The organism is Streptomyces sp. NPDC058326, from assembly GCF_042879855.1.
Lineage (GTDB): Bacteria > Actinomycetota > Actinomycetes > Streptomycetales > Streptomycetaceae > Streptomyces.
In genome coordinates, this window is record NZ_JBHVZO010000022.1 from 21,437 (window position 1) to 40,643 (window position 19,207).

Annotated in this window: 16 protein-coding genes and 1 riboswitch; of the genes, 10 read left to right on the forward strand and 6 right to left on the reverse strand. The window is 71.3% G+C overall.

Annotation, left to right across the window (positions count from 1 at the left end; translation table 11 throughout):
- Positions 1 to 110: 110 nt before the first annotated feature.
- From rpe to ACFVYX_RS30720, 5 genes are all read left to right on the forward strand, one after another.
- A complete protein-coding gene (rpe, locus tag ACFVYX_RS30700; protein ID WP_266889584.1) occupies positions 111 to 794 on the forward strand; it encodes a ribulose-phosphate 3-epimerase in 684 nt (227 codons plus the stop codon).
- 121 nt (positions 795 to 915) lie between these two features.
- On the forward strand, positions 916 to 1,965 hold the full coding sequence (locus ACFVYX_RS30705) for a sugar-binding transcriptional regulator (RefSeq protein WP_389684739.1): 1,050 nt from the start codon (positions 916 to 918) through the stop codon (positions 1,963 to 1,965).
- Positions 1,966 to 2,167: 202 nt separating this feature from the next.
- Entirely contained in the window at positions 2,168 to 2,590 is a 423-nt protein-coding gene (locus ACFVYX_RS30710) for a ribonuclease domain-containing protein (RefSeq protein ID WP_389684740.1), read from the forward strand.
- A complete protein-coding gene (locus ACFVYX_RS30715; RefSeq protein WP_389684741.1) occupies positions 2,587 to 2,952 on the forward strand; it encodes a barstar family protein in 366 nt (121 codons plus the stop codon). The genes ACFVYX_RS30710 and ACFVYX_RS30715 overlap by 4 nt, the downstream gene beginning before the upstream one ends.
- Positions 2,953 to 3,053: 101 nt before the next feature.
- Positions 3,054 to 4,496 (forward strand): GuaB1 family IMP dehydrogenase-related protein, encoded by a 1,443-nt coding sequence (locus tag ACFVYX_RS30720; RefSeq protein ID WP_389684742.1) that lies wholly within the window; start codon positions 3,054 to 3,056, stop codon positions 4,494 to 4,496.
- Positions 4,497 to 4,601: 105 nt separating this feature from the next.
- Here ACFVYX_RS30720 and ACFVYX_RS30725 read toward each other — a convergent pair whose 3' ends face one another.
- Complete coding sequence (locus ACFVYX_RS30725) at positions 4,602 to 5,702, reverse strand: GDSL-type esterase/lipase family protein (protein WP_389684743.1); 1,101 nt, start codon at positions 5,700 to 5,702, stop codon at positions 4,602 to 4,604.
- A 289-nt stretch (positions 5,703 to 5,991) separates the two neighbouring features.
- Between ACFVYX_RS30725 and ACFVYX_RS30730 the strand changes: the two genes are divergently transcribed.
- Both ACFVYX_RS30730 and ACFVYX_RS30735 read left to right on the forward strand, forming a co-directional pair.
- Positions 5,992 to 7,455: an amino acid permease gene (locus ACFVYX_RS30730; RefSeq protein WP_389684744.1), complete on the forward strand. Its 1,464-nt coding sequence runs from the start codon at positions 5,992 to 5,994 to the stop codon at positions 7,453 to 7,455.
- Positions 7,456 to 7,465: 10 nt separating this feature from the next.
- Positions 7,466 to 7,921 (forward strand): Lrp/AsnC family transcriptional regulator, encoded by a 456-nt coding sequence (locus ACFVYX_RS30735; protein ID WP_389684745.1) that lies wholly within the window; start codon positions 7,466 to 7,468, stop codon positions 7,919 to 7,921.
- 107 nt (positions 7,922 to 8,028) lie between these two features.
- Here ACFVYX_RS30735 and ACFVYX_RS30740 read toward each other — a convergent pair whose 3' ends face one another.
- The gene (locus tag ACFVYX_RS30740; protein WP_389684746.1) at positions 8,029 to 8,595 is read right to left on the reverse strand and encodes a Repetin; all 567 of its coding nucleotides are present in this window, start codon (positions 8,593 to 8,595) and stop codon (positions 8,029 to 8,031) included.
- A gap of 288 nt (positions 8,596 to 8,883) precedes the next feature.
- On the opposite strand from ACFVYX_RS30740, the gene ACFVYX_RS30745 reads away from it, so the two are divergent.
- Together ACFVYX_RS30745 and ACFVYX_RS30750 are read left to right on the forward strand one after the other, a co-directional pair.
- A complete protein-coding gene (locus ACFVYX_RS30745) occupies positions 8,884 to 9,690 on the forward strand; it encodes a carbon-nitrogen hydrolase family protein (RefSeq protein ID WP_389684747.1) in 807 nt (268 codons plus the stop codon).
- Positions 9,691 to 9,750: 60 nt separating this feature from the next.
- Entirely contained in the window at positions 9,751 to 11,448 is a 1,698-nt protein-coding gene (locus ACFVYX_RS30750; protein ID WP_389684748.1) for a flavin monoamine oxidase family protein, read from the forward strand.
- A gap of 12 nt (positions 11,449 to 11,460) precedes the next feature.
- Here the strand turns inward: ACFVYX_RS30750 and ACFVYX_RS30755 are convergent, their stop codons facing one another.
- The 3 genes from ACFVYX_RS30755 to ACFVYX_RS30765 all read right to left on the reverse strand — a co-directional run bounded on the left by ACFVYX_RS30755 (position 11,461) and on the right by ACFVYX_RS30765 (position 15,073).
- Positions 11,461 to 12,156 (reverse strand): DUF5995 family protein, encoded by a 696-nt coding sequence (locus ACFVYX_RS30755; protein WP_389684749.1) that lies wholly within the window; start codon positions 12,154 to 12,156, stop codon positions 11,461 to 11,463.
- Positions 12,157 to 12,229: 73 nt separating this feature from the next.
- Positions 12,230 to 13,630, reverse strand: a complete 1,401-nt coding sequence (locus ACFVYX_RS30760; protein WP_389684750.1) for a uracil-xanthine permease family protein — start codon at positions 13,628 to 13,630, stop codon at positions 12,230 to 12,232.
- Positions 13,631 to 13,846: 216 nt separating this feature from the next.
- Positions 13,847 to 15,073: an MFS transporter gene (locus ACFVYX_RS30765; RefSeq protein ID WP_389684751.1), complete on the reverse strand. Its 1,227-nt coding sequence runs from the start codon at positions 15,071 to 15,073 to the stop codon at positions 13,847 to 13,849.
- Between the two features lie 109 nt (positions 15,074 to 15,182).
- Here ACFVYX_RS30765 and ACFVYX_RS30770 point away from each other — a divergent pair, with 109 nt between their 5' ends.
- Positions 15,183 to 16,307, forward strand: coding sequence for an ROK family transcriptional regulator (locus ACFVYX_RS30770; RefSeq protein ID WP_389684752.1), 1,125 nt, complete (start codon positions 15,183 to 15,185; stop codon positions 16,305 to 16,307).
- A gap of 130 nt (positions 16,308 to 16,437) precedes the next feature.
- Here ACFVYX_RS30770 and ACFVYX_RS30775 read toward each other — a convergent pair whose 3' ends face one another.
- Positions 16,438 to 18,807 (reverse strand): chitinase C-terminal domain-containing protein, encoded by a 2,370-nt coding sequence (locus ACFVYX_RS30775; RefSeq protein ID WP_389684753.1) that lies wholly within the window; start codon positions 18,805 to 18,807, stop codon positions 16,438 to 16,440.
- 242 nt (positions 18,808 to 19,049) lie between these two features.
- A riboswitch (FMN riboswitch) is annotated at positions 19,050 to 19,179 on the forward strand.
- Positions 19,180 to 19,207 lie beyond the last annotated feature (28 nt).

Here is a 19,207-nt window from a genome sequence, read left to right on the forward strand (position 1 = left end):
CCCGGTCTGTACGGGTCCCGGGCTCGTCGCTTCGTACCGAAAGTGGTCTGGACCGCAACCGAAACAGCTCGGCGGCAAAGAAGTACCCAAGAACGTGGGAGGCTTGGCACATGGCGCAGATCAACCCCAGCATCCTGTCCGCGGACTTCGCCCGGCTCGCCGATGAGGCGAAGGCCGTCGACGGCGCCGACTGGCTGCACGTCGACGTGATGGACAACCACTTCGTGCCCAACCTGACCCTGGGTGTGCCGATCGTGGAGTCGCTCGCCCGCGCGACCGACACCCCCCTCGACTGCCACTTGATGATCGAGGACCCCGACCGCTGGGCGCCCCAGTACGTCGAGGCGGGCGCGGGCTCGGTCACCTTCCACGTCGAGGCGGCGGCGGCGCCCGTCCGGCTCGCGCGGGAGATCCGGGCCAAGGGCGCCCGGGCCTCGATGGCGCTCAAGCCGGCCACGCCCATCGAGCCGTACGAGGACCTGCTCCCCGAGCTCGACATGCTGCTGATCATGACGGTCGAGCCCGGTTTCGGCGGCCAGGCCTTCCTCGACATCATGCTGCCGAAGATCCGCCGCACCCGTGAGCTGATCTCCAAGCACGGTCTCGAGCTGTGGCTCCAGGTCGACGGCGGGGTCGCCGAGTCCACGATCGAGCGGTGCGCCGAGGCCGGCGCCGACGTCTTCGTCGCGGGCTCCGCGGTCTACGGCGCGGCGGACCCCGCCGCCGCCGTCGCCTCCCTGAGAGCCCGCGCGGACGCCGTGACGGCCACCGCGCCGTGGGCGTGTGGCCACTGAGCCTCCGCCGGATGAACGCGGTCCGTCGGGCCGCCGACAGGACTGATCAAGGCCCGCCGGATCTGACAGGATGAACGGCGAGTCCAGAGTGTGAACGACATCGGTACGTGAACAGCGGTACATGAACGGCAGTGAGGAGATCGCGGTGGCGGGTATGTCGGCGGGACGGTCAGCCCTGCGGATGGGCCCCGCGGAGCTGGTGCAGGCGGCGGCCATGGCCCGCCGCTTCTACCTCGAGGGCAAGTCCAAGATCCAGATCGCCGAGGAGTTCGGCGTGAGCCGCTTCAAGGTGGCCCGGGTCCTGGAGACCGCACTGGAGCGCGACCTCGTGCGCATCGAGATCCGCGTACCGGCCGAGCTGGACGCCGAGCGCTCCGACGCGCTCCGCGCCCGCTACGGGCTCCGTCACGCCGTCGTCGTCGAATCCCCGGCCGAGGGCGAGGAGGAGTCGCCCGACCCGGAGAACCTCGGCGAGGTCGCGGCCGACCTGCTCGGCGAGCTCGTCACCGAGGGCGACGTCCTCGGTCTGGCCTGGGGCCGCTCCACCATCCACATGGCGGCCGCCCTCGACCGGCTGCCGCCGTGCACGGTCGTCCAGCTCACCGGCGTGTACGACGCGGGGACCGCCGAGCGCGGCTCCGTCGAGGCGGTACGCCGCGCCGCCCAGGTCTCCGGCGGCGAGGCCCACCCGATCTACGCGCCGATGCTGCTCCCCGACCCGGCGACGGCGGCCGCACTGCGCAGCCAGACCGGCATCGCCCGGGCCTTCGAGTACTTCGACAAGGTGACCGTCGCCTGTGTCTCCATCGGCTCCTGGGAGCCGGGCATCTCGACCGTCCACGACATGCTCTCCGACGAGGAGCGCGCCCACTACGCCTCGCTCGGCGTCGCCGCCGAGATGTCCGCGCACCTCTTCGACGCCGAGGGCCGCCGGGTCGGGCGCGATCTGGGCGAGCGCTGCATCACCGTCGAGGCGGACCGGCTGCGCCGGATCCCCGAGGTCGTGGCGATCGCCGGCGGCCAGCGCAAGGCGGCGGCGATCGGCGCGGTGCTCCGCTCCGGGCTCGTCACCAGCTTGGTGACCGACCGGGCCGCGGCGGACTTCCTCCTCACGGAGTCGAGCCCGGGCACCCACCCGGCCCTCGACCGCACGGACCCCGACTACAGCTGAGACGGCACGGCCCCGACACCAGGGCGTCGACTTCCGGCCTCACCGTGCCGACTCCCGGCGCCACGGCGTCGACTTCCGGCCCCACCGTGCCGACTCCCGGCGCCACGGCGTCGGCCCACGGCACCAGGATGCGGGCCACCGTCCGCCGCCGGGGCGGCGCGCCCGTAGCGGGCCACGGGTGGCGCGGTGGCAGCATCGGGGCATGATCCTCAGGTGCGCGCGGGCCGCGCTCGCGCTGCTCGCCGGCGTCTCGCTCCTCCTCACCGGCTGCTCGGGCGGCGAGACCGACCCGACCCCGCGCGGCGGGACCGCCGTCGCCTCCGCGTCGGCGAGCAGGGCGTCCACGCTGCCGGTGGTCCAGGCCGCGGATCTTCCTCCCGAAGCGCGCGAGACGCTCGCCCTCATCGAGCGGGGCGGGCCCTATCCGTACGCCAAGGACGGCGCCGTCTTCGGCAACTTCGAGCGGATCCTGCCGAGGAAGCCGCGCGGGCACTACCGCGAGTACACGGTCCGGACGCCCGGCGAACACGATCGCGGTGCGCGGCGCATCGTCACGGGCCGGACCGGGGAGACGTACTACACCGACGACCACTACCAGAGCTTCCGGGAGGTGGTCGGCTCATGAACGCGACCCACGGCACGGGCCACGGGGCCCCCGACCTTTCCCGTCCCGTCCTGCTCGACCTGCACGGAGTCACCGACAAGAACGCCTTCATGAACCGCTGCGTGCGCGCACTCCCGCTGCCCGTCTGGTTCGGGCGGAACTGGGACGCCCTCGCCGACTGCCTCGCCGATATGCGCCGCCCCATGGCGATCGTGGTGACCGGCTGGCAGGCTTATGCCGAGGCCAGTCCCGACGACTGGGCGATCGCCGAGGAGGTGTTCTCCGCGGCGTCCCGCGCCAGCGCCGAAGGTCTCACGGTCCTCCTCTCGCTCGGTCATTTGGAGGATCCCACAGGCAAGCCCACGCAAGGCTCGGACGATTAGCCCGGGGCAGGAATTCACACCGGCGTGGGACAATGAACTACGTGCTTTTTCCCCTGGCTGAAATGCCTAGGGGCCGATCCGAACGACTGGGATGTCAGCACGTGCGTTTCCTCAATGACGTCAAGCCGCCCTACGACCTGACGTACGACGATGTGTTCATGGTGCCGAGCCGCTCGGCCGTCGGTTCCCGCCAGGCGGTGGACCTCTCCTCGCCGGACGGATCCGGGACGACCATCCCGCTCGTCGTGGCCAACATGACCGCGATCGCCGGCCGCCGGATGGCCGAGACCGTCGCCCGCCGTGGCGGCCTGGTCGTCATCCCGCAGGACATCCCGATCGAGGTCGTCACCGACGTCATCGCCTGGGTCAAGAGCCGTCACCACGTGCTCGACACCCCGATCGTCCTCGAGCCGCACCAGACCGTCGCCGACGCGCTCTCGCTGCTGCCGAAGCGCGCCCACGACGCCGGTGTCGTCGTCGACGAGAACCGCCGCCCGGTGGGCGTCGTCACCGACGCCGACCTCTCCGGAGTGGACCGCTTCACCCAGCTCTCCGAGGTCATGTCCAAGGACCTGCTGCTCCTGGACGCCGACATCGACCCGCGCGAGGCGTTCAACACCCTCGACGCCGCCAACCGCCGCTATGCCCCGGCCGTGGACGCCGACGGCAAGCTGGTCGGCATCCTCACCCGCAAGGGCGCGCTGCGCGCGACGCTGTACAGCCCCGCCGTCGACAAGAACGGTCAGCTGCGCATCGCCGCCGCCGTCGGCATCAACGGCGACGTGGCGGGCAAGGCCAAGCAACTGCTCGACGCGGGCGTCGACACGCTCGTCATCGACACCGCCCACGGCCACCAGGAGTCGATGATCTCCGCCATCCGGACCGTGCGGGCGCTCGACCCGCAGGTCCCGATCGTCGCGGGCAACATCGTCGCCGCCGAGGGCGTCAAGGACCTCATCGAGGCGGGCGCCGACATCATCAAGGTCGGCGTCGGCCCCGGCGCCATGTGCACCACCCGCATGATGACCGGCGTCGGCCGCCCGCAGTTCTCGGCCGTCCTGGAGTGCGCCGCCGAGGCGAAGAAGTACGGCAAGCACGTCTGGGCCGACGGTGGCGTCCGGCACCCGCGCGATGTCGCCATGGCGCTCGCCGCCGGTGCCTCCAACGTGATGATCGGCTCGTGGTTCGCCGGTACGTACGAGTCCCCGGGCGACCTCCAGCACGACGCCAAGGGGCGTGCGTACAAGGAGTCCTTCGGCATGGCCTCGGCCCGCGCGGTCAGGAACCGCACCTCCGACGAGTCCGCCTACGACCGCGCCCGCAAGGCGCTGTTCGAGGAGGGCATCTCCACCTCGCGCATGTTCCTCGACCCGGCCCGTCCGGGCGTCGAGGACCTGATCGACTCGATCATCGCGGGCGTCCGCTCCTCCTGCACCTACGCCGGTGCCGGCTCGCTCGCCGAGTTCGAGGAGAAGTCCGTGGTCGGCATCCAGTCCGCCGCCGGCTACGCCGAGGGCAAGCCGCTGCACGCCAGCTGGAGCTAGGCACGCCCTCAGTCCGCGCACGCTGAGAGAGCCGTGGGCCCCCGGGAGTTCGTTCCCCGGGGGCCCACGGCGTTTCCGTAGGTCGCCGTGCGGATGCCCTCCTCGTCAGCGGCCCGGTGCCGTGGGAGGGCCGGCCGGGAAAGGCCCCGGTGCCGTGGGCAGGCCGGCCGGGACGTACGGCCGGAGGGCCTCCGCCACCGCCGCCGCGATCCGGGCGTGTCCCCGGTCGTCCGGGTGCAGTCCGTCCGCCAGGTGCTCCGGGCCGAGCAGCGGCCGTCCCGGGAGGACCAGGAGGCGCCTGTCGCCCTCCGCCGCCAGATCCCGGCCCGCCCGCTCCATCGCCCCGCGCAGCTCCGTGAGGGTCGCTCCGAGGGCGTTGCGGGTGTGCTCCGCCTCCGGGCGCAGCACGGGCGAGACGATCAGCAGCGGGGTTTCCGGATGCCCCCGGCGCACCAGGGCGACGAAGGCCCGGACGGTGGCGTACAGCCAGTCGGTGGTCGCGGGCACCCGTGACCAGCAGTTGGTGCCGAACGCGAGCGTGATCAACTCGCCCGGGAGCCGCGCCAGGTGCTCGGCCAGGGGCAACTCGCCCCGCGCCCCGCCCGCGTACCCGAGGTTCACCGGGTCGAGCCCCAGCAGCCGTCCCGCCGTCGCGGGCCAGGAGAGGGCCGGGCGGGTCGACCACCAGCCCTCGGTGATGGAGTCGCCGTGGACCAGCCAGCGGGGCCGGACGGGAGCGGGGGAGAGGGCGCCGCCGACGGCCCGCAGGGCGAGCGGCAGGGGTGCCTGGCCCTCCGGGAGGTGGACGGTGAAGACACCGCCGCCCGGGGGCAGCGGGAGCGTGACGGTGGCCTCGGCGGCCGGGGCGGCGCAGGTCTCGCCGACGAGCCGCGTCCCGCTCCAGACGGCGAAGCAGTGGCGCAGGCCGCCGAGGGGGTCGTCCGGCTCCGGTACGGCCGCCCGGTAGCGGAGCCGCACCGCGCGCGTACCGGGCGCGGCCGTGAACTCGAGCCGTACGCCGATGGGCAGCGCGGCCCGCTCGGCGATGTCCCACGGCAGCCGCTCCAGGTCCGCCGGGTCGGCCCGCACCGGCCGGCCGTGGTCGATCCAGGCCGTGCCGCGCAGGAAGGGTGCCGGGTCGCACCAGCCCACCGGGGCCTCCGTCGGTGAGGTGGTCGGGAGCGCGAAGTGTGGGTCATCGGCCATGAGGAGTCCATGCGCGTGGGAGCGCCGGTTCACACCCCGATGTGTCGATTCATGCGGGGGAGCGCAATGTTTACCCGTCTGCGCCCGAAGCGCGCAATGATCATCCGCCACTGCGCAACAACCCTGCATTACGAGTGCGAACCTCGGGCGTTTAGGCTCGTGCCTCGTACCAGGAGTGGCGGCGACCGCCTGCTCGGCGGTTCCCCTTCCCCCGTGGGTCTGACTCGTCATGCCCACGTACCGCTGCGGTCGTCTCCGTACCCACAGGCAGTCATAAGGAGCCTCCGCAGTGCTGGATCAAGGCGTAGCCCCGCCGGTCGACGACACGGCCACCCCCAAGACCTCCGCTCTTCGTGCTCTGACCCGCCGCAAGCCGGTGGAACAGCTGGTCGCAGAGGGTGGTCAGGGTGAGGGCGGCAGTCTCCGCCGCTCACTCTCGATGTGGCAGCTGACCATGATCAGCATCGGCGCCACGCTCGGCACGGGCATCTTCGTGGTGCTCGGCGAGGCGGTTCCGCTGGCGGGACCTGCGGTCACCGTCGCCTTCGTCTTCGCCGGCCTCACGGCGCTGTTCTCCGCCCTCTCGTACGCCGAGCTGGCCGGCACCATCCCCGTCGCGGGATCCTCCTACTCGTATGCGTACGCAACGATGGGCGAAGTCGTCGCCTGGATCTGCGGCTGGTGTCTGCTCCTGGAGTACGGCGTCTCCATCGCGGCCGTGGCCGTCGGCTGGGGCGACTACCTCAACGAGCTCCTCGACGGAACGATCGGCGTCACGCTCCCCACGGCGCTCACCGCGCCCCCCGGCGACGGCGGCGTGTTCAACCTGCCGGCCCTGATCGTCGTGGTTCTCGCGATGCTGTTCCTGCTCGGCGGCGCCCGCGAGTCCGCCCGAGCCAACACGATCATGGTGTTCGTCAAGTTCGCCTCGCTCGCGCTGTTCTGCGCGGTCGGCTTCATAGGCTTCAAGTCCGGCAACTTCTCGGACTTCATGCCCCTCGGGGCGAGCAGCATCGGCGCCGCGGGAGCCATCCTGTTCTTCTCGTACATCGGCTTCGACGCGGCCTCCACGGCCGGCGAGGAGGCCAAGAACCCCAAGCGCGACCTGCCCCGGGCGATCATGCTCTCCCTGCTGATCGTCACCGCGCTGTACGTGCTCGTCGCCTTCGTCGCCGTCGGCGCCTGGGACTGGAAGAAGTTCGCGGACACCGACGCGACACTCGCCGCGATCATGAACGACGTCACCGGCCAGAGCTTCTGGGGCACCCTGCTCGCCGCCGGCGCCGTCATCTCCATCGCCAGCGTCGTCCTGACCGTCCTCTACGGTCAGACCCGCATCCTCTTCGCCATGTCCCGCGACGGCCTCGTCCCCAAGGTCTTCGGCAAGGTCCACGCCAAGACCGGCACGCCGCGCGCCAACACGGTGATCGTCTCGCTCTTCTGCGGGTTCCTCGCCGCCGCCGTCCCGCTCGGTGAGCTGGTCAACGCCACGAGCATCGGCACGCTCTTCGCGTTCGCCCTGGTCAACGTCGCCGTGGTGGTGCTCCGCTACCGCCGCCCGGACATGGACCGCTCGTTCAAGGTGGCGCTCGGCCCGGTCTTCCCGATCCTCGGCTTCGTCTTCTGCGCGTACAGCATGTACAAGCTCGACATGATCACCTGGGTGTACTTCGGTTGCTGGATGGCCGCCGGTCTCGTGTTCTACTTCGTGTACGGCATGCGCCGCTCCCGACTGGCTTCCGAACAGAAGTGATCCACCCGTAGTGCGACTCAACGACCTCGACGAACGCATCGTCCACGCCCTCGCGGAAGACGCCCGCCGCAGCTACGCCGACATCGGCATGCTCGTCGGACTCTCCGCCCCCGCCGTGAAGCGGCGCGTGGACCGGCTCCGGGCCGAGGGTGCCATCACCGGTTTCACCGTACGGGTGGACCCGGCGGCGCTCGGCTGGGAGACCGAGGGCTTCGTCGAGATCTACTGCCGCCACAACACCTCGCCGGACGACATCAGGCGAGGCCTGGAGCGGTACCCCGAGGTGGTGTCCGCGTCGACCGTCACCGGTGACGCGGACGCCGTCGTCCAGGTCTTCGCCTCGGACATGCGGCACTTCGAGCGGGTCCTCGAGCGGATCGCGGGCGAGCCGTTCGTGGAGCGGACCAAGTCCGTCCTGGTGCTCTCCCCGCTGCTGCGGCGCTTCTCCTCGGGCTCGCCCGCGTAGGGCCTGTTCCTTGGATCAGGCCCCAGCCCTGCGGGGCTCGGGCCGTCGGGGCGGCGCGGGCCGTGGTTCCCGCGCCGCCCTTCGCCCGCCCACCCCCGTGGGGCGGTCTATTCGGTCGGGTACACGAACTCCCAGGGCGTGACCTTGAAGTCGCCCGTGCCCTTCTCGACCTTCTCGAACGGCGCGCCGCTGAGGCACGGCGGGACCTTGTCCTTCTGCGGGTCGGCGGTCATCCAGGTGTAGCCGAGCCGGTCGCCGCCGGCGTCGTCGTGGACCGTGACGCCGACGCGCGCCTTCCGGAACTCCTTCACATCGGTCTCCACGACGACACCGGAGACGACGGCCACCTTCCCGCCCGTGGCGAGACAGTCGACCTTCACCTCGGCGTACCCGCCCCAGTCGCCCTTGTAGTGGCTGAAGCGGAAGGTGCCGGTGGCCTTCTTCGGATCCTGCCGGTTCTGTTCGGCCAGATGCGCGTCGAAGGAGAAGGTGATGTCGTCGCCGGCGGGCCGGTGCAGCTTGGCCGTGCCGGTCAGCGCGGCGGCCTCCGAGAGGGCGGCCGGGGCCGCGGCGGGGGCGGGAGCGTGGTCCGAAGAGGCGATGGCGACACCCCCGGCCCCCAAGGTGAGCAGAATCGCGGCGGTGACGGCGACGGTCTTCGTACGACGGTTCATGGTTCCCCGGTCCTTTCGGCTGGTCCGGCCGCTCGACCGGACGACCACCACTCTTTCGCGGTGCCCGCCGCCCGGCGTCGCGCCGCAGGACGGTTCCGTCTCCGCCGCGTGGCGGGGGAGCCCTGGTACCCGGGGAGGAGCCGCACGCAATGAATCGCTGCCCCTCCGGACGATCGCGCAACGGTTCGACGGTCGGTCCGCAACGCTGCCGTCTTGTCCCGACGGAGCGCGAAACCGTACCGTTTTTGACGTCTTCCCCTTGTATTCCGACCCCCCCGAGGATCACTCATGTCCGCGCTGCGCATCGCCCTGCTCCAGAGCTCCGGTGAGCTCGGTGACGTGGCCGCCAATCTCAAGATCCTCGACGAGGCCGCCGGCCGCGCCGCCGCCGCCGGCGCGGGCCTGCTGCTCGCCCCCGAGCTCTTCCTCACCGGCTACGCCATCGGCGCCGACATGGCACGCCTGGCCGAGCCGGCCGACGGCCCCTCCGCCCGCGCCGTCGCGGCCGTCGCCGTGCGCCACGGCCTGGCCGTCGGCTACGGCTACCCGGAGCGGAACACCGAGCGGCACGGGGTCCTGCACAACTCCGCCCAGCTCATCGGCGCCGACGGCGAGGTGCTCGCGCACTACCGCAAGACCCACCTCTACGGCGGCTTCGAGACCCAGTGGTTCACGCCCGGCGACGACAGCGTCGCGCAGGCGGAGATCGACGGCCTCACCGTCGGTCTGATGATCTGCTACGACGTCGAGTTCCCCGAGAACGTCCGGGCGCAGGCGCTGGCCGGTACGGACCTCCTCCTCGTACCGACCGCGCTCATGCACCCCGCCGAGATCGTCGCCGAGTCCGTCGTGCCCGTACGCGCCTTCGAGAACCAGCTCTACATCGCGTACGCCAACCGGACCGGCCCCGAGGGCGATTTCGAGTTCGTCGGCCTCTCCACGCTCGCGGGCCCCGACGGCACCGCCCGGGCCCGCGCCGGCCGCGGCGAGGACCTCGTCGTCGGCGACGTCGACCCCGCCTTCCTGGCGGCCTCGCGGACGAGCAACCCGTACCTCGCCGACCGCCGCCCCGGGCTCTACGGCTCCCTCGTCTGAGCCGCCCCCTCCCGCCTTCCCGACCTGCCTCACCTTTTCCGTGCAAGGAGTCCGTACCCCATGACGTCCACGGTGCCCACGACCGCCGTTCCGCACAGCGACGGCCAGCCGCCGATCACCATGTTCGGTCCGGACTTCCCGTACGCCTACGACGACTTCCTGGCCCACCCGGCCGGGCTCGGCCAGATACCGGCGACCGAGCACGGCACCGAGGTCGCCGTCATCGGTGGCGGGCTCTCCGGCATCATCGCCGCGTACGAGCTGATGAAGATGGGCCTCAAGCCCGTCGTCTACGAGGCGGACCAGATCGGCGGCCGGCTGCGGACCGTGGGCTTCGAGGGCACCGCCACCGAGGGCCTCACCGCCGAGATGGGCGCCATGCGCTTCCCGCCCTCGTCGACCGCGCTCCAGCACTACATCGACCTGGTCGGCCTGGAGACCACGCCCTTCCCGAACCCGCTGGCCGAGTCGACCCCGTCGACCGTCGTCGACCTCAAGGGCGAGTCCCACTACGCCACCACCGTCGACGACCTCCCGCAGGTCTACCGCGACGTGATGAACGCGTGGAACGCCTGCCTGGACGAGGGCGCCGACTTCTCCGACATGAACCAGGCCATGCGCGAGCGGGACGTCCCGCGCATCCGTGAGATCTGGTCGAAGCTCGTCGAGAAGCTCGACAACCAGACCTTCTACGGCTTCCTCTGCGAGTCGGAGTCCTTCAAGTCCTTCCGGCACCGGGAGATCTTCGGCCAGGTCGGCTTCGGCACCGGCGGCTGGGACACCGACTTCCCGAACTCCATCCTGGAGATCCTCCGCGTCGTCTACACCGAGGCCGACGACCACCACCGCGGCATCGTGGGCGGCTCGCAGCAGCTGCCGCTGCGCCTCTGGGAGCGCGAGCCGGAGAAGATCGTCCACTGGGCGCAGGGCACCTCGCTCAGCTCGCTGCACGAGGGCGCCCCGAAGCCGGCCGTGACCCGGCTGAACCGGACCGCCGGCAACCGGATCACCGTCACCGACGCCTCCGGCGACATCCGCACGTACCAGGCGGCGATCTTCACCGCGCAGTCCTGGATGCTGCTCTCCAAGATCGCCTGTGACGACTCGCTCTTCCCGATCGACCACTGGACGGCGATCGAGCGCACCCACTACATGGAGTCGTCGAAGCTCTTCGTCCCGGTCGACCGGCCGTTCTGGCTGGACAAGGACGAGGAGACCGGCCGGGACGTCATGTCGATGACGCTCACCGACCGGATGACCCGCGGCACGTACCTCCTGGACGACGGCCCGGACAAGCCGGCCACCATCTGCCTCTCGTACACCTGGTGCGACGACAGCCTGAAGTGGCTGCCGCTCTCCGCGAACGAGCGGATGGAGGTCATGCTGAAGTCGCTCGGGGAGATCTACCCGAAGGTCGACATCCGGAAGCACATCATCGGCAACCCCGTGACGGTCTCCTGGGAGAACGAGCCCTACTTCATGGGCGCGTTCAAGGCGAACCTGCCCGGTCACTACCGCTACCAGCGGCGCCTGTTCACCCACTTCATGCAGGACCGGCTGCCCGAGGACAAGCGGGGCATCTTCCTCGCCGGCGACGACATCTCCTGGACGGCCGGCTGGGCCGAGGGCGCGGTGCAGACGGCGCTCAACGCCGTCTGGGGCGTGATGCACCACTTCGGTGGCGCCACCGACGGCACCAACCCGGGTCCGGGCGACGTGTACGACGAGATCGCCCCGGTCGAGCTGCCGGAGGACTGACCTCCAGAGGTCTCAGGGCCTGGTGAGCGGGGTGAGCAGCATCCGCCCCACCAGGCCCACCGACCGGTCGAGACGTTCCCTGAACTCCTCGGCCAGGTCGGGCAGTTCGCGCAGCTGCCAGAGCGAGCGGGCGGCCAGCCAGGCCCCGTCACGGGCCCGGTCCAGGCTCCAGCAGCCCAGCAGATGCGTCAGCGGGTCCGTGACCTCCAGCAGGTCCGGGCCCGGCATCACCTCCTCGCGGATCCGCTCCTCCAGGAGCACGAGGATGTCACCGACGCGGTCGAACTCGTCCTCCAGATCCGCCGGCGCGCACTCGAGCGTCCGGCAGGTGTCGACGACGGCGAGCGCGAGGTCGTGCCCGATGTGCGCGTTGATCCCGGCCAGCGCGAACTGCAGCGGGCGTACGCCGGGATGGCGCCGGTAGTGGAAGAGGGGCCGCCAGCAGGCCGGAGCGGGGCTGCCGGTGGCGACGGACTCGACGACCGAGAGGTAGCGCTCGGCGAAGCGCACGTCGAGGGTCGCGGCCGCCCGGCGGTCGGTGAAGGTGCCGGACTCGATGGCGTGCCCGATCTCCTCCGTGACCGTCAGATAGACCCGGTTGAAGACGGCGACACCGTCGGTCGGATGCCAGGCCGAACGGATGGTGCGCATCCGCTCGACCACCGGGTCGACGGCGGTGAACTGCCCGATCTGCGTGGTCTGCGCCATGAGGGCAGCGTCCCAGGAGCCGGGCCCGGGAGGGAACACCCCGGGCCCGGCTTACCCAGAACGGGCGAATCACTCAGTTCTTCGACAGCGGTTCCTCGCCGGACGTGCTCTCGTACGAGCTGGTCCCGGAGTCGAGCAGGGGCTCCTGCTCCTTGAGGTGGGCCGGGGCGAACGCGCGCAGCACGTGGTAGCCGGTGATCACGACGATCGTGCCGAGCGCGATGCCGCCGAGCTCGAAGGTGTCGGTGAAGGTCAGCTTCACTCCGCCGACGCCGATGATGATGCCGGCGGCGGCCGGGACCAGGTTGAGCGGGTTGCGCAGATCCACCTTGGCGTTGATCCAGATCTGGGCGCCGAGCAGGCCGATCATGCCGTACAGGATCACGGTGATGCCGCCGAGGACACCGCCGGGGATCGCGGCGACGACCGCGCCGAACTTCGGGCAGAGGCCGAAGAGCAGGGCGAAGCCCGCGGCGGCCCAGTAGGCGGCGGTCGAGTAGACGCGGGTGGCGGCCATGACGCCGATGTTCTCGGAGTACGTGGTGTTCGGCGGGCCGCCGACGGCCGTCGACAGCATCGAGGCGGCGCCGTCCGCGGCGATCGCGGTGCCGAGCTGGTCGTCGAGCGGCTTGCCGGTCATCTCGCCGACGGCCTTGACGTGTCCGGCGTTCTCGGCGATCAGGGCGATGACGACGGGCAGCGCGACCAGGATGGCGGACCACTCGAAGCTCGGGCCGTGGAACGAGGGCAGGCCGATCCAGTCGGCCGTGGAGACCCCGGAGAGGTCGAGCCGCCAGTGGTCGGTGACCTGGCCGCTCGGGGACATCGAGTGGATCCTGCCGAAGACCAGGTCGAAGACCCAGGAGATGCCGTAGCCGAAGATCAGGCCGAGGAAGATCGCGATCCGGGACCAGAAGCCCCGCAGACAGACCACGGCGAGACCGGTGAACAGCATCACGAGGAGCGCCGTCCACTGGTCCTGCGGCCAGTACGTCGCCGCGGTGACCGGCGCTAGGTTGAAGCCGATCAGCATGACGACGGCGCCGGTCACGACCGGGGGCATCGCCGCGTGGATGATCCGCGCCCCGAACTTCCGGACCGCGAGACCCGCGAGGAAGAGCACCGCTCCCACGACCAGGACCGCGCCCGTCACGGTGGCGCTGCTGCCACCGGAGGCCCGGATGGCGGCGGCGACACCGACGAAGGAGAGCGAGCAGCCCAGGTAGGAGGGGACGGTGCCGCGGGTCGCGAGGAGGAAGATCGCGGTCGCGACACCGGACATCATGATCGCCAGGTTCGGGTCGAGGCCCATGAGCACCGGGGCCACGAACGACGCCCCGAACATGGCCACCACGTGCTGGGCGCCGAGGCCCACCGTGCGGGGCCAGGAGAGCCGTTCGTCCGGGCGGACGACCGCTCCGGGAGCGGGTGTCCGCCCGTCGCCGTGCAGACTCCAGCGCACGCCGAGGTTCATGAGGTCGCTCCCGTTCTCCGGTTCCGGCGGCCGCGTCGTGACCGCAAAAGATCAGCCATATGGTATGCGCCACCGCAGGGCGGAGCCGCGCACCGGAGGCCGGGGCCCGACCGACCGCCGGCCGCCGAGCGGGGCTCCGTGCCGGAGCCCGTGGCCCGACCGAGGGGAGGGCGTCAGGACGTGCTCGGCGGATCGTGCCCCGATCGGCCGGGGACGTCAGCCGCCGACCGGACCGGATGCCTTCGCCCGGGCGCCGTCCGCCGCCGGTGTCGACGCCGTCTGCCGGCCGGCCGTCCTCAGTACCCCCGCGCCGGCCACCAGACCCAGCGTGAGCAGGGTGACCAGGCCGAAGGAGACGACGAGGGAGGTCGCGTCGGCGATGCCGCCGATCGCCGAGGGGGCGATCAGACCCGAGGTGTACGTGATGGTGGCGACGCCCGCGATGGCCTGGCTGGGGTTCGGGCCGCTGCGACCGGCGGCCGCGAAGGCGAGAGGGACCACGACGGCGATCCCGAGCCCGATGAGGCCGAATCCGGCCATCGCCACGGCGGCGTGCGGGGCGAACACCACCATGAGCCCGCCGACGGTCGCGGCGACGCCCCCGACGCGTACGGTACGGACCGCCCCGAAGCGGTCCACGACCCGGTCGCCGGCGAGCCGCGCCACGGCCATCGTCAGCGCGAAGGCGGTGGTGGAGGCGGCCGCGAGCCCGGCCGAGCTGCCCAGCGCGTCCCGGAGGTAGACGGCCGACCAGTCGAGGCTGGCGCCCTCCGCGAAGACGGCGCAGAAACCGATGGCGCCGATGACCAGGGCGGACCTGGGCGGCAGCGCGAACCGGGGCGGGGCCTCCTCGTCCGGGGTGCTCCGCACGTCGAGGACGCCCTGGCAGAAGAGCAGGCCGAGCGCGGTGAGGAGCAGGGCCGCGACGAGGTGGTGGAGCCGGGCGTCGCCGCCGAGGTGGGCGACGACCGTGCCGGCGGCGGAGCCGATGAGGGCGCCGACGCTCCACATGCCGTGCAGGCTCGACATGATCGACTTGCCCAGTCGGTTCTCGGTCTCGACGCCGAGCGCGTTCATCGCGACGTCGGACATGCCCGCCGTGGCGCCGTACACGAAGAGCGCCCCGCACAGCCCCCAGATGTTCGGCGCGATCGAGGGCAGCGTCAGCGAGAGCGTCCACAGGGCGAGCAGGCCGCGCAGCGCCGTGCGGGCGCCGAAGCGGTGGCCGATGGCTCCGGCGAGCGGCATCGCGAGCGAGGCGCCGAGCGCGGGGAAGGCGAGCGCGAGCCCGAGCTGTCCGGCGCTGACGCCCGCGTGTTCCTGGATCCAGGGGATGCGGGTCGCGAAGCTGCCGGTGACGGCGCCATGGACGCAGAACACGGCGGCGACGGCGAAGCGCGCCCGCCGCAGGCGATCGGTGCTGGTGACGGTCTCCGCCGCCATGGGCCCCTCCCGGTGGTCGTGGTGTGTCGCGTAAACTATCAGGAACCCTGCCTGATAAATAGGCCGCGGTGGGGAGAGCCGCTCCCCACGAGTCTGAGAGGATCGCCGCATGGCCGCATCCCCGAGCACCGCACGAGCCATCAACGACCGGCTCGCCCTGCGACTGCTCCAGGACGAGGGCCCGCTGACGGCCACTCAGCTCAAGGCTCTCACCGGACTCTCCCGGCCCACCGTCGCCGACCTCGTCGAACGGCTCCAGGGCTCCGGGCTCGTCCATGTCGTCGGGGAGTCGGGAGCCGAGCGCCGCGGCCCCAACGCCAAGCTGTACGGGATCGTCGCCGACCGCGCGCACCTCGCCGCCCTCGACGTCCGCACCCGCTCCGTCTCCGTCACCGTCTCCGACCTGCTCGGCACCACCCTCGCCGAGGCGTCCGCGCCCGTCGGCGACGACACCGGCACGGGGCCGGCCGTCGAGAAGGCGGTCACGCTCCTGGAGCGGACCGTGAAGGAGGCGGGTGCCGACCGGCTGCACAGCGTGGCCGTCGGAGCCCCCGGGCTCATCGACCCGGCCACCGGGGAGCTGCGCGACTCCACGGGGCTGCCCGCCTGGCACCGGAGGCTCGTCGCCGTCCTTCAGGAGCGGCTGCCTGCCCGTGTCCTCGTCGAGAACGAGACCAACCTCGCCGCCGTCGCCGAACTCCGCGAGGGCGCGGCCCGCGACCGGGAGGACTTCGTCCTGCTCTGGCTCGGCCAGGGCGTCGGCGCCGCCGTCGTCCTCGACGGGCGGCTGCGCCGCGGGGCGTCCGGCGGGGCCGGTGAGATCGGCTTCCTTCCCGTCCCCGGCACCTCGGGGCTGCCCTCGGCCACCGGCTGCGACGGCGGCTTCCACGAACTGGCCTGCGCGGCCGCCGTCGAGGCCCTCGCCGCCGCCCACGGGCTCGACCCTGTCGACGCGCTCGCCTCGGGCCACGGCCCCTTCCTCGACGCCCTCGCCCGCCGCCTCGCCGTCGGAGCGGCCGCGGTCGTCTCCGTGCTGGACCCCGGCTGTGTGGTCCTCGGCGGGGAGACCGGTCACCAGGGCGGCGCGGGACTCGCCGCGCGTGTGGAGTCCGAACTCGTGGCCCTCTCGCCCCTCCGTACGGAGGTCAGGCCCAGCAGCCTCGGCGACACGGCCGTCCTCCGCGGCGCCCTGCTGCGCGCCCGCGACGCGGCCCAGGACGAGCTGTTCCCGTAGACCGGACGGGACGGGACCGGCCGCCGGGGAACGCCTCCGCGCCGCGCCCCGGACAGGGGGGCGCGGCGCGGCGGGGGCCCGGCGGCGGCAAGGGCCGTGATTCCGCCGCCGGGGGTTCGAGAGGGGTGGGTCAGCAGGTGCCGAGGTCCTTCCAGACGCCCCACTCGCCGGTCTTGCCCGGCTCCTCGTTCTGGGTCCACCACTGGGCCCGCCACTTGCGGCCGATGTGGGAGACCTCGTTGCCCGCGTTGTAGATCGTGCCGGCCACGTACGCCGGGAGCGAGCCGCAGCCGGTGGGCGGCGTCGTCGGAGGCGTGGTCGGGGGAGTCGTCGGCGGGGTGGTGGGGGGTGTGGTCGGCGGGGTCGTCGGCGGCGTCGTGGAGCCCGGCTCCACCACCGTCGTACCGCGCGCCAGGTCACCGGCGAGGGCGTACGTCGTGCCGTTGATGTTCACCGTCCAGTTGGACGGGGTGGACACCGGCAGGTAGTAGTTGAACGCCAGGTCGACCGTGGCGCCCGGGGCGAGCGACTGCCAGGCCGGGAGCTTCAGGGAGACGCGGTGGAAGTCGCCCTTCAGGCCGCCCACGTTGGAGCCCGTGTGGTCGCTGCTGATGACCTTCGTGCCGAAGCCCGACTGGTCGGAGGCGTTGGCCGGCGCGGAGGTCCCGTAGTCGAACTGGAACTCAGTGCCGCCCGGCAGCGTCGTCGCCGTGTTGTTGGTGATCTTGATCTTCGGAGTGATCGGGTAGTTCGAGTCGCCCAGCTTGAACTCGGTGAACCGGGCGTCGATCTTGACGGCCTGGGTCGGCAGCGCCTTGTTCGACTTCTTCGCGCCGTACGGGGTGGCCGCCTTGAACTTGTCGTACATCAGCGAGGTGAGCGTGGAGCCCATCTCGTACTGGCCCTTGGCGGCGTTCCAGGCGTAGTCGCCGGCCATCTCCCAGACCATCGTGCCGCCGATGCCCTTGTTCACCACGTAGTCGGCCTTGGCGGCCACCGACTGCTCGTCCTCGGTGGAGAGGAAGACCTTCTTCTGCGCGTTCCACAGCCACGGCGCGACCAGGGTCGAGTCGTACTTGCGGGCGTAGGTGCCGGTCAGCGTGGTGTTCGCCGGGAAGCCGTACTGGGTGACGTAGTCGCCGACGATCCCCTTCTCGAGGTTCTTGGCGTGCCACATCGGGTTGGACCCGGCGGGCGACTCGGCACCGTTGGTGTCCTTGTCGTGCCACAGGTTGTCGATGCCGACGGCGCCGTCACCGCACTTGGTCAGACCGGCTCCGGCCGGGCAGGTGGCCGCGGAGGCCTTGCCCCAGAGGCCGTCGGTGCCGCCCTGCACGTTCTTGTGGCCGCGGGTGTAGTAGGGCAGGCCGATGTTGATGCGGCCGGCCGGCATCGAGCCGCGGAAGTAGTGGTACGCCCAGTCGGTGTTGAGGTACCCGATGCCGCCGTACTGCGCCGAGCCGTAGACGTTGGCCGCGGCGAGCTCGCCGTCCTTGCCGTCGTCGAAGAGGGAGGCGTTGGGCCCGACGTACTCGTTCCAGGCGCCGTGCAGGTCGTAGGACATGATGTTGACGTAGTCCAGGTACTTCTGCACCTGGAAGGTCTCCATGCCGCGCAGCAGGTAGCCGGAGGAGGGGGCGGCGACGGTCAGCAGGTAGTGCTTGCCGTCGGCGGCGCCGGCCGTGTCCAGCTTCTCGCGCAGGGACTTCATCAGCGCGGCGTAGCCCTCGACGAGCCCGGCGCGGCGCGCGTTGGCGAACTGCCAGTCGAGCGGGTTTCCGGCGTCCTTCATGGTGGTCGGGTACTCGTAGTCGATGTCGACTCCGTTGAACCCGTACTTCCGGATGAAGTCGACGGCCGAGGTGGCGAAGGTGTCGATCCCGGCCTGGTTGACCGAACCGTCGGCGTTGGTGGCCATCGAGTAGAAGCCGCCGGAGTTCACCCGGTCACCGTTGTCCGCGAAGTAGCCGCCGGTCTCCGCCCAGCCGCCGACCGAGATCAGCGTCTTCACGTCCGGGTGCTGCTTCTTGAACTTGTTGAGCAGGTTGAAGTGGCCCTTGTAGGCGTACGCGGGGTCCATCTCGGCTCCGGCGACACCGGGCCAGGTCATCCCGGTGGCCGCGTTGTCCGGACCGTCCGCGCCGACGGAGAGCTTGTTGTCCCCGTTGATGTGGCCGAAGGCGTAGTTGATGTGGGTGATCTTCTCCCACGGGATGTCCTTGGCCAGGTAGGCGGGCTGGCCGTTCTTGCCGGTGCGCCAGCCGGTGAAGTAGCCGATGACCCGGCGCTGGTGGTCCGCGCCCATCTTCTCGCGGCCCTCGGTGTCGTAGACCGAGCAGTACGGGACATCGACGCCGGGGGTCTTGTGGAGCCCGTCGGGGCGACAGGTCTCGTTGTCGGCCGCGTACGAGACGCCGCCGGAGAGCGAGCTGAGCAGCAGTCCGGCGACGGCCGCGCCAGAAGCGAGCAGCGAGGCTCTCTTGGTCGTGGGGGACAGCACGATCGGTCCTCCTGGGGAGGTTGAAGAACACGCAACGAACAAGGGGGTGGTACGTGCCGGGCCCGTGGAGTGCGCACGCCGCCGGGCCGTTCCTCGGAGGTGACACGGAGATTAAGAGGACTAGACCAGTGCGTCAATAGGTCTGGACCAAAGAGGCCGTCGAGGGGTCCTGTGAGCCAGCCCACAGGATCTCGGCCATATCGACCCGCGCGGGACATGGCAGACTGGCCCTGTATCAGCAGCAGCGCACTCCGGGGTCGGTGTAATTCCGAACCGGCGGTATAGTCCGCGACCCGTCCGCAGCCAGCGGCCGGTTGACCAGGTGAGATTCCTGGACCGACGGTGAAAGTCCGGATGGGAGGCAGTGCGCGGCGGGCGACCCCTGTCAGGGGTGTGCCGG